We start from the raw sequence: 12,676 nt of genomic DNA on the forward strand, positions 1-12,676 counted from the left end.
TGGCTCCCTCCTGGGGTAACGTCGTGCCGTGCCCCGCCCTCTGAGGCTGCGGATTCCTGCCTCGATCGCGCATCCGGTCCGCCTGCTGCCCCTGACCTTCTTTGCCCTGATCCTCGTGGGGACGCTCCTGCTGCTCATGCCCTTCGCCCGGTCCGGGACGGAGTCGCCGGGGTTCATGCCGGCGTTCTTCACCTCGACGTCCGCGGTGACGGTGACGGGCCTGGCCACCGTCGACACCTCGACGTACTGGTCCCCGGCGGGGCAGGGCATCATCCTCGGGCTCGTGGAGATCGGCGGACTCGGCATCGTCGCGCTCGCGACCGTGCTGGGGCTGTTCATCGGCGGTCGCCTCGGGCTGCGGACCCGACTCGTGGCGCAGGCCGACATGCACGTCGTCAACATCGGCGAGGTCAAGCCGCTGTTCCGTCGCGTCGCGGTCACGATGCTGTTCTTCCAGACCGTCACCGCCGTGGTGCTGACAGCGCGCTACCGCGCGTCGTACTTCGACGATCTGCCCACGGCGCTCTGGCACGGCGTGTTCGACGCGATCATGGCGTTCAACAACGCAGGCTTCTCGCTCAACCGCGACAGCCTGGTGGGCTACGCGGGCGACGGTCTCATCATCATCCCCATCGCGTTCGCGGTGTTCGTCGGCGCGATCGGTTTCCCGGTGCTCGCCGAGCTGTTCACGGGCTGGCGCACCCCGTCACGATGGACGATCCACACCCGGCTCACGATCTGGGGCTCGATCGGCCTGCTCGTCGTGGGTGCGCTGGCCTTCCTCGCGCTGGAGTGGACCAATCCGGCCACGCTGGGCGGGGAGGGGGTCTGGCACAAGCTCGTGACCGGCATCGAGGGCGGCATCATGCCGCGCTCCGGCGGGCTCAACAGCTTCGACTGGGGTGCGGTGCGCCCCGAGACGCTCAACATGGGCACGATCTTGATGTTCATCGGCGGCGGCAGCGCCAGCACCGCGGGCGGCATCAAGATCACGACCTTCCTGCTCCTCGCGTACGTCATCTGGGCCGAGCTGCGTGGCGACCCCGAGATCACGGTCGGCGCCCGGTCGATCGGGCCGCGCGTCGCGCGTACCGCCATCACGATCGCGCTGCTCGCGGTGATGCTGGTCGTCACGACGACGTTCATCGTGATGGTGATGACCGACTTCGCATTCGACCAGGTCCTGTTCGAGTGCACGTCCGCCTTCGCGACGGTGGGTCTGAGCACCGGGATCACTCCAGATCTGCCGACCGACGCACAATGCGTCATCATCGTGCTCATGTTCGTCGGCCGTGTCGGTACGATCGCGGCGGCGGGCGCACTCGTGCTACGTCGCAGGATGCCGCGGTACCACCTTCCCGAGGAGCAACCGATCATTGGCTAAGGACCGCTCGACCTCACCCACCAGGCCGGTCATCGTGCTGGGCCTGGGCCGCTTCGGCACGGCCGTCGCCCGCTCGCTGGTGCAGCTGGGCCACGACGTGCTGGCCGTCGACGAACGCGCCGACATCGTCCAGAAGTACGCCAGCGACTTCACGCACGTCGTCGCCGCCGACACGACCGACACCGAGGCGCTGCGCCAGATCGGCGCCGAGCAGTTCCAGGTCGCGGTGGTCGGCATCGGCACCGACATCGAGGCAAGCGTGCTGACCGTGCTGGGCCTGCTCGACCTCGGGGTCAAGGAGGTGTGGGCCAAGGCGATCAGCGGCAAGCACGCCGCGATCCTCGAGCGCGTCGGCGCGACCCACGTGATCCGGCCCGAGTCCCAGATGGGCAAGCGCGTCGCGCACATGGTCACCGGCACGATGACCGACTTCATCGAGTTCGAGGGCAACTTCGCGATCGCGCGCACCCGCGCACCGTCCCGGGCGAGCGGCAAGACCCTGCAGGAGGCGGGGCTGCGACGCGACTTCGGCGTGACGATCGTGGCGATCAAGTCCCTCGGCTCGGACTTCATCTACGCCCAGGCGACGACCGTCGTGAGCGAGGGGGACGAAGTCATCGTCTCCGGCCCCACCACCAAGGTCGAGGCCTTCTGCGCCCAGCCCTGACCGCGCCCCCGGCGGGACGCACGATGAGGGTTTGCGGCACCCCTGGCTGCCCGAAACCCTCATCCTCGGTCCCCGGCGGGACGCACGATGAGGGTTTGCGGCACCCCTGGCTGCCCGAAACCCTCATCGTCGGTCCTGCGCAGTCTCGGGGACGGGACTACGGCGCGGTCGAGCGCTTGACCTCCTCGGCCAGCTGGCGCCACGGACCGTCGAGCTCGCGCTCGGTGACGACGGCCTCCATGTCGGCGACGCGGAAGTCGTAGACGAATCCGTCGGGCGCGGGATCGTTCGGCGTGTGGTCCCACGGGCAGGCCTCGACGATCGGGCGCCAGTGCTCGGCCTCCTGCGGGGCGGCGACCTCGACCGTCCACTCGCGTCGGAGCCCGGCGAGCCCGCCGGTACGCACGACGGTGATGACGAACGGCAGCTCGTCCATCGCGGCACCTCCTGGCTGTCAGCCCCTCTGGACAGTGTCCCCGATCTGCACGCCGACGGTCGACCAGGCCCGCACCACGGCGTCGCTCTCGAGCGAGCCCTCGCCGTAGCGGGCCGCTGCGGCGGCAACCGTCGCAGCAGCGAAGTCGGCGAACGTCGCGGTGGGGCTCAGGTCGCCGCAGATCGTGTCGTACCAGATCTGTCCGGCCCGGTCCCAGGCCCGGCCGCCCAGCTCGATGGCGGCGAGGTAGAACGCATGGTTGGGGATGCCGGAGTTGAGGTGCACCCCGCCGTTGTCCTCGGTCGTGTCGATGTAGTCGGCCATCGTGGCCGGTTGGGGATCCTTGCCGAGCACGTCGTCGTCGTACGCGGTGCCCGGCGCCCTCATCGAGCGCAGGGCACTGCCCTGGACCTGGTCGGTGAACAGGCCCTCGCCGATCAGCCAGCTCGCCTCGGCTGCGTCCTGCCCGCGCGCATGCTGCTCCACGAGCGCGCCGAAGACGTCCGAGACGGACTCGTTGAGGGCACCGGACTGCCCCGCGTAGACGAGCTCGGCGGTGTACTGGGTGACCCCGTGGGCGAGCTCGTGCCCGATCACCGACAGCGAGGCGGTGAACCGCCCGAACACCTGGCCGTCCCCGTCGCCGAAGACCATCTGCTGCCCGTCCCAGAACGCGTTGTCGTAGTCGCGGCCGTAGTGGACCGTCGCCAGCAGGGGCAGTCCGGCGCCGTCGATCGACGCGCGTCCGAACGCCTCGGCGAACAGGGCGTACGTCGCGCCGAGGCCGTCGTACGCCTCGTCGGCCGCGGGATCGCCGATGGGCCCGTCGCCCTCGCGCCTGACTGCGTCGCCGGGGAGCGTCTCGCTGCCGCGGGCGTCGGCGATCGTGCGCTCGGGGCCGGTCGGGCGGACGGGCGGCGGTGGGACCGTGGGCAGGGCGGCACCCCCGGGTCGGGGCCGCAGATCGTTCGCGAGAGCGCGTCGGGCCGCCTCCGCAGCGTCCCGGAGGTCCTCGCGGTCGAGGCGGGACAGGTGCTGCAGGAGATAGGGCGGGACGATTCCGTGACGCATGCCTTCACGGTAGGCGTGGCCGCCGACACATGCGAAGGCTCGAGGGGTCCTGCTGTGTGCACGACGAAGGGCCCGAGAGTAACGTCCCGTGGGGAGTCGACCGGGGGGTCGTGCTCGATCGGACAAGGGAGGCCTGCATGCTTCGCGCCGCAGAAGGAACGTTCCGGCTCGATGCCGACTTCTTCGACTACACGATCATCGCCCTCTACTTCGTCGTGGTGATCGGCATCGGCGTCCTCGCCCGGCGCCAGGTGTCGTCCAGCCTCGACTTCTTCTTGTCCGGGCGCTCCCTGCCCGCGTGGGTCACGGGTCTCGCGTTCATCTCGGCCAACCTCGGTGCGGTCGAGATCATGGGCATGTCGGCCAACGGCGCCCAGTTCGGCGTCGCCACGTTCCACTACTTCTGGATCGGCGCGGTCCCGGCCATGCTGTTCCTCGGCATCGTGATGATGCCCTTCTACTACGGCTCGGGCGTGCGCAGCGTCCCCGAGTTCATGCGGCGGCGGTTCGGCACGGGGGCGCACCTCGTCAACGCCCTGAGCTTCTCGATCGCCCAGCTCCTGATCGCCGGCATCAACCTGTACCTGCTCGCGACGATCGTCAACCGCCTGCTGGGCTGGCCGCTGTGGGTCTCGCTCATCGTCGCGGCGATCGTGGTGCTCAGCTACATCACGCTCGGCGGGCTGTCGGCGGCGATCTACAACGAGGTGCTGCAGTTCTTCGTGATCGTCGCGGCGCTGACCCCCTTGACGTTCATCGCGCTGCACAAGGTCGGCGGCTGGGAGGGCATCAAGGAGAAGGTGCAGCCCAACGGTGAGCAGCTGTCGTCGTGGCCCGGGACGGACCTCACCGGCATCGCCGATCCGTTCTGGTCGACCGTCGGCATCGTGTTCGGCCTCGGCTTCGTGCTGTCGTTCGGCTACTGGACGACCAACTTCGTCGAGGTGCAGCGGGCCATGGCCTCGGACTCGCTGTCGTCGGCCCGCCGCGCGCCGATCATCGGCGCGTTCCCGAAGATGTTCATCCCGTTCATCGTGATCATCCCGGGCATGGCCGCGGCGATCATCATCCCCGAGATCGCGAATCTCAAGTCCGGCGAGGGCGACACCGGTGGGGCGAAGTACAACGACGCGATCCTGCTCCTGATGCGCGATCTGCTCCCCAACGGCATGCTCGGGGTCGCGATCGCAGGTCTGCTGGCCTCCTTCATGGCCGGCATGGCGGCGAACATCTCGGCCTTCAACACGGTCTTCTCCTACGACCTGTGGCAGCAGTACGTGAAGAAGGACGAGAACGACAGCTACTACACCGGGGTCGGACGCATCGCGACCGTCGCCGCGACGGTCATCGCGATCGGGACGGCGTACTTCGCGTCCAACTACGACAACCTGATGAACTATCTGCAGACGCTGTTCGGCTTCTTCAACGCGCCGCTGTTCGCGACGTTCATCCTCGGCATGTTCTGGAAGCGCATGACGGCGACGGCCGGCTGGACCGGCCTGGTCGCGGGCACGGCCGCTGCGGTGACGGTCGCGTTCCTCAGTCAGGACGCGTTCGGTGGCGCCAGCACCGGCACCCTGGACCTCCGGGGACAGGGCGCGAGCTTCGCGGCCGCGGGTGCGGCGTTCGTCGTCGACATCATCGTCAGCATCATCGTCACCCTCATGACGAAGCCGCGGGTGGAGTCCGAGCTCAAGGGGCTGGTGTACTCCCTGACGCCCAAGGAGTCGCTGGTCGACCCCAACAGCGCGGCGCTCCCGTGGTACCAGTCGCCGACCCGGCTCGCGACGATCGGGCTCGTGCTGGTCATCATCCTCAACCTGCTGTTCCGATAGGAGATCACCATGAGTGACAGTGACAGCACGACCAAGAAGAAGGCCGGCCTCTTCGACATCCGGTTCGTGATCGCGGGTCTGCTCGGCGCCTACGGCGTGATCCTGGTGCTGCTCGGCATCTTCAACGCGACCGACGAGGAGCTTGCGCGGGGCGACGGGCTCAACATCAACCTGTGGGGCGGGCTCGGCATGCTGGTCGTCGCGATCGCCTTCGCGGTCTGGGCGCGCTTGCGCCCCGTCGTCGTCCCCGAGGATCCCGCCACCGACGGTCGCTGACGAGTCGCGCACGGTCGCTGACGAGTCGCGCACGGTCACTGAGGAGTCGCGCACGGATCCCGGACGTGACTCCTCGCCTGCCATACGTGACTCGTCGCCGTCCGTGCGTGACTCGTCGGCGGATGGGGGGAGCGGGGGAGAGGCGCGGTGGGACGCAGGCGCACCGGTAACATCTCGTCAGTGAGCACGCCTGAGGAAACGACCACGTCCCACCGCTACACGAGCGAGCTGGCTGGGGACATCGAGCGCCGCTGGCAGGACCGGTGGGACGCCGAGGGGACGTTCGAGGCACCCAATCCCGTCGGGGACCTCGCCGGCGACGTCGCAGGCGAGAAGTACTTCATCATGGACATGTTCCCGTACCCCTCGGGTGCGGGGCTCCACGTCGGGCACCCGCTGGGCTACATCGCGACCGACGTGGTCGGCCGCTACCGCCGCATGCAGGGCGACAACGTGCTGCACGCGCTCGGCTACGACGCATTCGGCCTGCCCGCCGAGATCCACGCGGTGCAGACCGGCGAGCACCCGCGCACCAACACGGTCTCCAACATCGCCAACATGCGCCGTCAGCTGCGCCGGCTCGGGCTGGCCCACGACCCGCGCCGCAGCTTCGCCACGATCGACCCCGACTTCGTGAAGTGGACGCAGTGGATCTTCCTGCAGATCTTCGACGCCTGGTACGACGAGGAGCAGGGCCGCGCCCGCCCGATCAGCGAGCTGGTCGCCGAGTACGAAGCCGGCTCGCGCACCGCGCCCGACGGCGCCCCCTGGTCCGAGCTGGCCCCGCTCGAGCGTCGTCTGCTCATCGACTCCGTGCGCCTCGCGTACGTCGATGAGTCCCCGGTCAACTGGTGCCCGGGCCTCGGCACGGTGCTGGCCAACGAGGAGGTCACCGCGGAGGGCCGCAGCGAGCGCGGCAACTTCCCGGTCTTCACCCGCAACCTGCGCCAGTGGAAGATGCGGATCACCGCGTACTCCGACCGCCTGATCGATGACCTCGAGCGGGTCGACTGGCCCGAGTCGGTCAAGAACATGCAGCGCAACTGGATCGGCCGCTCGCACGGTGCCCGCGTCACGTTCCGGGTCGAGGACGCCGCGACGTCGTTCGACGTCTTCACGACCCGCCCCGACACGCTGTTCGGCGCGACGTACGCGGTCCTGGCCCCCGAGCACGAGCTCGTCGACACCCTGACGACTGAGGCCTGGCCCGAGGGCACCCCGCAGCTGTGGACCAACGGGCGCGCGACGCCCGCGGAGGCCGTGGCCGCGTACCGCGCGACGGCGGCCGCCAAGACCGACCTGGAGCGTCAGGAGAACAAGGAGAAGACCGGCGTCTTCACCGGCTCCTACGCGACCAACCCGGTCAACGGCGAGCAGATCCCGGTGTTCATCGCCGACTACGTGCTGACGGGCTACGGCACCGGCGCGATCATGGCCGTCCCCGGCGGCGACCAGCGCGACTGGGAGTTCGCCGAGGCGTACGACCTGCCGATCATCCGCACCGTCGAGGCGCCCGAGGGCGTCGAGGGCGCCTACCCGGGCGAGGGTCCCGCGGTGAACTCCGCGCACGGCGACCTGGACATCAACGGCCTCGGCATCGAGGACGCCAAGGCCGCGGTGATCACCTGGCTGCAGCAGCACGGCGCAGGCGAGGGCACCACGACGTACCGCCTGCGGGACTGGCTCTTCAGCCGCCAGCGCTACTGGGGCGAGCCGTTCCCGATCGTCTACGACGAGCTCGACCAGCCGATCGCGATCCCCGAGTCGATGCTGCCGGTCGACCTGCCCGACGTGCCCGACTACTCGCCCAAGACGTACGAGCCCGAGGACGCGCTGAGCAACCCCGAGCCGCCGCTGGCCCGTGCCGACGACTGGGTCAACGTGACCCTCGACCTCGGTGACGGCCCGCGCACCTACCGCCGTGAGACCAACACGATGCCCAACTGGGCAGGGTCGTCCTGGTACGAGCTGCGCTACACCGATCCGCACAACCCCGACCGCATCGCCGACCCCGAGAACGAGCGCTACTGGCTCGGCCCGCGCAAGGACGGCGAGACCGGCGGCGTCGACCTGTACGTCGGCGGTGTCGAGCACGCGGTGCTGCACCTGCTCTACGCCCGCTTCTGGCACAAGGTCCTGTTCGACCTCGGCCACGTCTCGAGCGAGGAGCCGTTCCACCGCCTGTTCAACCAGGGCTACATCCAGGCGTACGCGTACACCGACGAGCGCGGGACGTACGTGCCGTCCGACGAGGTCGAGGAGCGCGACGGTGGCTGGTTCCACGGCGACAAGCCGGTCAACCGCGAGTACGGCAAGATGGGCAAGAGCCTGAAGAACATCGTCACCCCCGACGAGATGTACGACGCGTACGGCGCCGACACGTTCCGGGTCTACGAGATGTCGATGGGCCCGCTCGACGTCTCCCGTCCGTGGGAGACGCGCGCAGTGGTCGGCGCGCAGCGGTTCCTGCAGCGCGTGTGGCGGCTGCTGGTCGACGAGGAGAGCGGTGAGCTCAGGGTCGATGACGCCGAGCTCGACCGCGACACCCTGCACGTGCTGCACACCACGATCGACGGTGTCCGCGCCGACATGGAGCACCTGCGGTTCAACACCGCGGTCGCCAAGCTGATCGAGCTGACGAACCACCTGACCAAGGTGGGCGTCAGCAGCCGCGCCGCGGTCGAGCCGCTCGTGCTGATGCTGGCGCCGCTGGCGCCGCACCTCGCAGAGGAGCTGTGGTCGCGCCTCGGCCACACCGAGTCCCTGATCCGCGCACCGTTCCCCGTCGCGGATCCCGCGCACCTCGCCGCGTCCTCGGTCACGTGCGTGATCCAGGTGCTCGGCAAGGTCCGCGGCAAGATCGAGGTCGACCCGGCGATCGGCGACGACGAGCTGACCGAGCTCGCGCTGGCCGAGCCCAACGTGGTGAGGTCGATCGACGGCCGCGACATCCGCAAGGTGATCGTCCGGGCGCCGAAGCTCGTCAGCATCGTCGTGTGACCAGGATCACCGCTAGGCTTCGGCCATGATCGCGATCGTCACGGACTCCACGTCGTCGCTGTCGGGGTCCGACGCAGAACGCGAGCGCATCACGGTCGTGCCCCTGCAGGTCATCATCGGGGCCGAGGTCCACACCGAGGGCGAGGACGTGACGTCGGAGATGATTGCCGACGCGCTGGCCTCGTTCGTGCCGGTCAGCACATCGCGTCCCACCCCTGACGAGTTCCTCGCGGTCTACGAGCGGCTCGCCTCGGAGGGCGCCGAAGCGATCGTCTCGGTGCACCTGAGCGCGCGGATGTCGGGCACGCTCGACTCCGCGGTGCTGGCCGCGAAGCAGGCGTCGGTGCCCGTGACCTGTGTCGACTCGACGCAGGTCGGCATCGCCACCGGATTCGCGGCCGGGCGTGCCGCCCAGGCGCGGGACGCCGGCGAGGACGTCGTGGGGGTCGCGGACGCCGCGCGCCGGGCGGGCGAGACGTCCACGGCACTGCTCTACGTCGACACGCTGGAGTACCTGCGCCGCGGCGGACGAGTGGGCGCTGCGGCCGCGCTGATCGGCTCGGCGCTCGCGGTCAAGCCGATCCTCACGATCAGCGACGGCCTGGTCGTCCCGCTGGAGCGGGTCCGCACCCAGGCCAAGGCGCTCGCGCGTCTGGAGGCGCTCGCGGTCGAGTCGGCCCACGCGTGCGCCGACGGCTTCGACATCGGGGTCCAGCACCTGGCCGCGCTGTCCACGGCCACCGCGGTCGCCGAACGCCTGGCGTCCACCCTTGAGCGTGAGTCGATCCCGGTCGACGAGGTCGGCGCCGTGATCGGTGCCCACGTGGGGCCCGGCATGATCGCGGTGACGATCACGCCGCGCTGAGCGTTCGGGGCCGTAACGCACGTTCTCCACCGTCGTCGGGCGCCGCGCGCGTCGTCCACAGGGGCGTGATCGCGCCGATGACGTACGCGCCCGGTCGTGCCTACGGTCGTGAAATGAAGCCGAGCCACCGAGAGGCCCCCGACGAGACCAGGGCGGAGATCGCCCGGCGTCGCCTCGCCCAGCTGGCAGCGTCGTTCGACGCCGAGCTGCCGCCGCCCGAGGAGGAGCCGGCGCGCGTCCGGCCGCGGGTGGAGGTGCCGCACGTGCGCGCGCTGGCTGCCGTGGCCGTCGCCGCCTCGGTGCTGCTGGCGTGGTGGCTGCTGTCAGGACGTCCGGAGTCGAGCGGGCCGGTGGCGCCGCTCGCGTTCTCGTCCTCCGCGTCGCCCGGCCCGCCCGGCAGCGCGGGGACGGCGAGCCCGAGCGGCGCGCAGGGCTCCGCGACCTCGGCGCCGGCCGCCGAGGTCGTGGTCGACGTCGCAGGCAAGGTGCGTCGTCCCGGCATCGTGACCGTGCCCCGAGGATCGCGCGTCTACCAGGCGATCGAGGCCGCAGGCGGCGTCCGGGGAGAGGTCGACACCACCTCCCTCAACCTCGCTCGCGAGCTCACCGACGGCGAGCAGATCCTGGTCGGGCTCGAGCCTGTCGATCTCGGCGCCGCCGGCGTGGCTCCCGGCACCGGGGGAACGGGCGCCACCGGGGCGAAGGTCAACCTCAACACCGCGACCGCCGAGCAGCTCGACACCCTGCCCGGCGTCGGCCCGGTCACCGCGCAGGCGATCCTCGGGTGGCGCGAGGAGAACGGCCGGTTCTCGTCGGTCGACGACCTCCTCGACGTCAAGGGCATCGGGGAGGCGACCTTGGCCGAGCTGCGCGACCTCGTCGTCGTGTGACCCACGACCTGCGGATGCTCCCGGCCGCGGTGGTGGCCTGGGGTGCCGCCGCCTGGCTCGTCACGGCCGGGTCGGTCGCCGCGCTCGCGCTGGTGGCCGCAGGGATCGCGCTCGCGATGGTCGCGGCCCGGTTCGCACCCGTGCGTGCCGTCGCGCTCGTCGGCGTCTGCCTGGCCGCGGTCGCGGCCTCCTGCGCCTGGCGACTGGCCGTGGTCGAGCACTCACCGCTGACGGACCTGGCCCGCGAGCACCGTCTCGCGACCATGGACGTCGAGGTCGTCCGGGACGCCCGGCCCTTCAGCCACCAGGGACGCGATGCGGTCGTGGTCGAGGTGCGGGTGCGCCGGGTCGTGACCGCCGCGCAGGCCGTCCGGGTGCGCGACCGGGCCACGGCCTTCGTCGACGGCAGTCCGAGCGATCTCGTGGTCGGCAGGCGGCTGGTCGTCGTCGGCCGGCTGAGCCCGTCGGAGGCGTCCGAGGAGGCGGCCGTGATCGACGTGCTGCGGCGCGGTCCGGCCGACCGGGCGGCGTGGTGGTGGGAGGCGTCGGAGCGGGTCCGCGAGGGCGTACGCCGTGCGGTCTCGCACCTCTCGGACGAGCCCCGGGCCCTGGTGCCTGCCCTGGTCGACGGCGACGACACCCACATCACGGTCGAGATCGAGGAGGACTTCCGCCGCAGTGGGCTCACCCACCTCATGGCCGTATCGGGCACCAACCTGACGATCGTGCTCGCGGTCGTCATGCTGCTGGCGCGTTCCGCCGGTCTGCGGCGGCGGGGTCTGTGGGTGGCCGGCGCCTTGTCGATCGTCGCGTTCGTGCTGCTCGCGCGCCCCGACCCGAGCGTCGTGCGGGCAGCGGCCATGGGCGCGGTCGGGGTCGCGGCCCTGGGCTTCGGCTCCCGGGGCGGCGTGCGCGCGCTGTGCTGGGCGGTGATCGGCCTGTTGTTCCTCGACCCGTGGCTCTCACGCACGCCCGGATTCGTCCTGTCCGCGGTCGCGACGGGCGGGATCCTGCTGCTGGCCCCGTTGCTCACCCGTCGTCTGGAGCGGTGGATGCCGCGGTGGTGTGCCCTGGCGATCGCGGTGCCCGTCGCCGCGCAGCTCGCGTGCACCCCCGCGATCGCTGCGCTCTCGGGCGAGGTCTCGCTCGTCGCGGTCTTCGCCAACCTGCTCGCGGGTCCTGCGGTGGCCCCGGCCACCGTGGCTGGCCTGGTCGGTGGCCTGCTGGCCGTGGCCTGGGCTCCGCTGGGCCAGGCTTGCGGGTGGCTTGCCGGTCTCTGCGCGAGCTGGATCCTGACGGTCGGGCACCGCGCCGCGGCGATGGAGGCGGCGTCGCTGGAGTGGCACGGCCCGTGGCAGGTGCTGCTCCTGGTGGTGCCGGTCGCGACGTGGCTGGTCGTGCGGCTGTCGTCGCGTCCGGCGGTCTTCGTCGGCCTCGCGCTCGGGCTGGTGATCGGCATCTGGCGGCCGCCGCAGACGGGGTGGCCGCCCGCGGGGTGGGTCATGGTGAGCTGCGACGTCGGCCAGGGCGACGCGACGGTGCTGCCGGTCGCCGCGGGGGAGGCGGTCGTCGTCGACACCGGTGGGGAGGACGCGCCGGTCGACCGCTGCCTGACCTCGCTGGGCGTCCGGACGATCCGCCTGCTGGTGCTGACCCACGGCCACGCCGATCACGTCGACGGGTGGCGCGGTGCGGTCGCGGGGCGCCGGGTCGACCAGGTGGTCGTCGGGCCGTCGGGCGGGCCGCAGGTCCCGGGGGCCGCTCGCCGCGTCGCCGGTGCAGGCGAGTCGTTCGTGCTCGGCGAGACCGGCGCGGAGGTGCTGTGGCCACCTGCGCACGCGGCCGAGGGGGACGACCCCAACGCGGTCAGCCTCGTGCTGCGGGCCACGGTCCGTGGCGTGCACCTCCTGCTCGGCGGTGACGTGGGGGAGGAGGCCCAACGACGGTTGCTGCGGTCGGGCGTCGGCGTCACGGCCGACGTCCTCAAGGTGCCGCACCACGGCAGCGCCGACCAGGACGACCGGTTCCTGACCGAGGTGGGAGCGTCCGTGGCCACGATCAGCGCGGGGGCGGACAACGACTACGGCCACCCCGCCGTCTCGCTGCTGACGCGGCTTCGGCAGCGGGACGTGCGGTGGTGGCGCACCGACGTCGACGGCGACATCGCGGTCGTGGTCCGTGACGGACGACTCGTCGTGGTGACACGCTGAGGGCGGGCGGACCTGTCGGTGGCGGGCACTACCGTTCTAGAG

The 12,676-nt window shown here is 70.9% G+C and carries 10 protein-coding genes; 8 read left to right on the top strand and 2 right to left on the bottom strand.

Annotated elements, in window-relative coordinates; genetic code table 11:
- The first annotated feature begins 28 nt into the window (after positions 1-28).
- On the top strand, positions 29-1,384 hold the full coding sequence (locus GEV26_RS05540; protein ID WP_243838950.1) for a TrkH family potassium uptake protein: 1,356 nt from the start codon (positions 29-31) through the stop codon (positions 1,382-1,384).
- Entirely contained in the window at positions 1,377-2,051 is a 675-nt protein-coding gene (locus GEV26_RS05545; protein ID WP_153911628.1) for a potassium channel family protein, read from the top strand. Before GEV26_RS05540 ends, GEV26_RS05545 begins: the two co-directional genes overlap by 8 nt.
- Before the next feature lie 157 nt (positions 2,052-2,208).
- Here the strand turns inward: GEV26_RS05545 and GEV26_RS05550 are convergent, their stop codons facing one another.
- Together GEV26_RS05550 and GEV26_RS05555 are read right to left on the bottom strand one after the other, a co-directional pair.
- The gene (locus GEV26_RS05550) at positions 2,209-2,487 is read right to left on the bottom strand and encodes a protealysin inhibitor emfourin (protein WP_153652136.1); all 279 of its coding nucleotides are present in this window, start codon (positions 2,485-2,487) and stop codon (positions 2,209-2,211) included.
- 18 nt (positions 2,488-2,505) lie between these two features.
- Positions 2,506-3,558: a M4 family metallopeptidase gene (locus GEV26_RS05555; RefSeq protein WP_153652137.1), complete on the bottom strand. Its 1,053-nt coding sequence runs from the start codon at positions 3,556-3,558 to the stop codon at positions 2,506-2,508.
- 137 nt (positions 3,559-3,695) lie between these two features.
- Here GEV26_RS05555 and GEV26_RS05560 point away from each other — a divergent pair, with 137 nt between their 5' ends.
- From GEV26_RS05560 to GEV26_RS05585, 6 genes are all read left to right on the top strand, one after another.
- Positions 3,696-5,393, top strand: coding sequence for a sodium:solute symporter family protein (locus GEV26_RS05560; RefSeq protein ID WP_153652138.1), 1,698 nt, complete (start codon positions 3,696-3,698; stop codon positions 5,391-5,393).
- Between the two features lie 9 nt (positions 5,394-5,402).
- Positions 5,403-5,669: a hypothetical protein gene (locus GEV26_RS05565; RefSeq protein WP_153652139.1), complete on the top strand. Its 267-nt coding sequence runs from the start codon at positions 5,403-5,405 to the stop codon at positions 5,667-5,669.
- A gap of 180 nt (positions 5,670-5,849) precedes the next feature.
- Positions 5,850-8,669 carry a leucine--tRNA ligase gene (gene leuS, locus GEV26_RS05570; RefSeq protein WP_153652140.1) on the top strand — a complete coding sequence of 940 codons (2,820 nt, stop codon included), beginning with the start codon at positions 5,850-5,852 and terminating at the stop codon, positions 8,667-8,669.
- A gap of 25 nt (positions 8,670-8,694) precedes the next feature.
- Positions 8,695-9,534 (top strand): DegV family protein, encoded by an 840-nt coding sequence (locus GEV26_RS05575; protein ID WP_153652141.1) that lies wholly within the window; start codon positions 8,695-8,697, stop codon positions 9,532-9,534.
- A gap of 113 nt (positions 9,535-9,647) precedes the next feature.
- On the top strand, positions 9,648-10,424 hold the full coding sequence (locus GEV26_RS05580; protein ID WP_153652142.1) for a helix-hairpin-helix domain-containing protein: 777 nt from the start codon (positions 9,648-9,650) through the stop codon (positions 10,422-10,424).
- A complete protein-coding gene (locus GEV26_RS05585) occupies positions 10,421-12,634 on the top strand; it encodes a ComEC/Rec2 family competence protein (RefSeq protein WP_153652143.1) in 2,214 nt (737 codons plus the stop codon). Before GEV26_RS05580 ends, GEV26_RS05585 begins: the two co-directional genes overlap by 4 nt.
- Positions 12,635-12,676 lie beyond the last annotated feature (42 nt).

Origin of the sequence: Aeromicrobium yanjiei, from assembly GCF_009649075.1 — a bacterium.
Lineage (GTDB): Bacteria > Actinomycetota > Actinomycetes > Propionibacteriales > Nocardioidaceae > Aeromicrobium > Aeromicrobium yanjiei.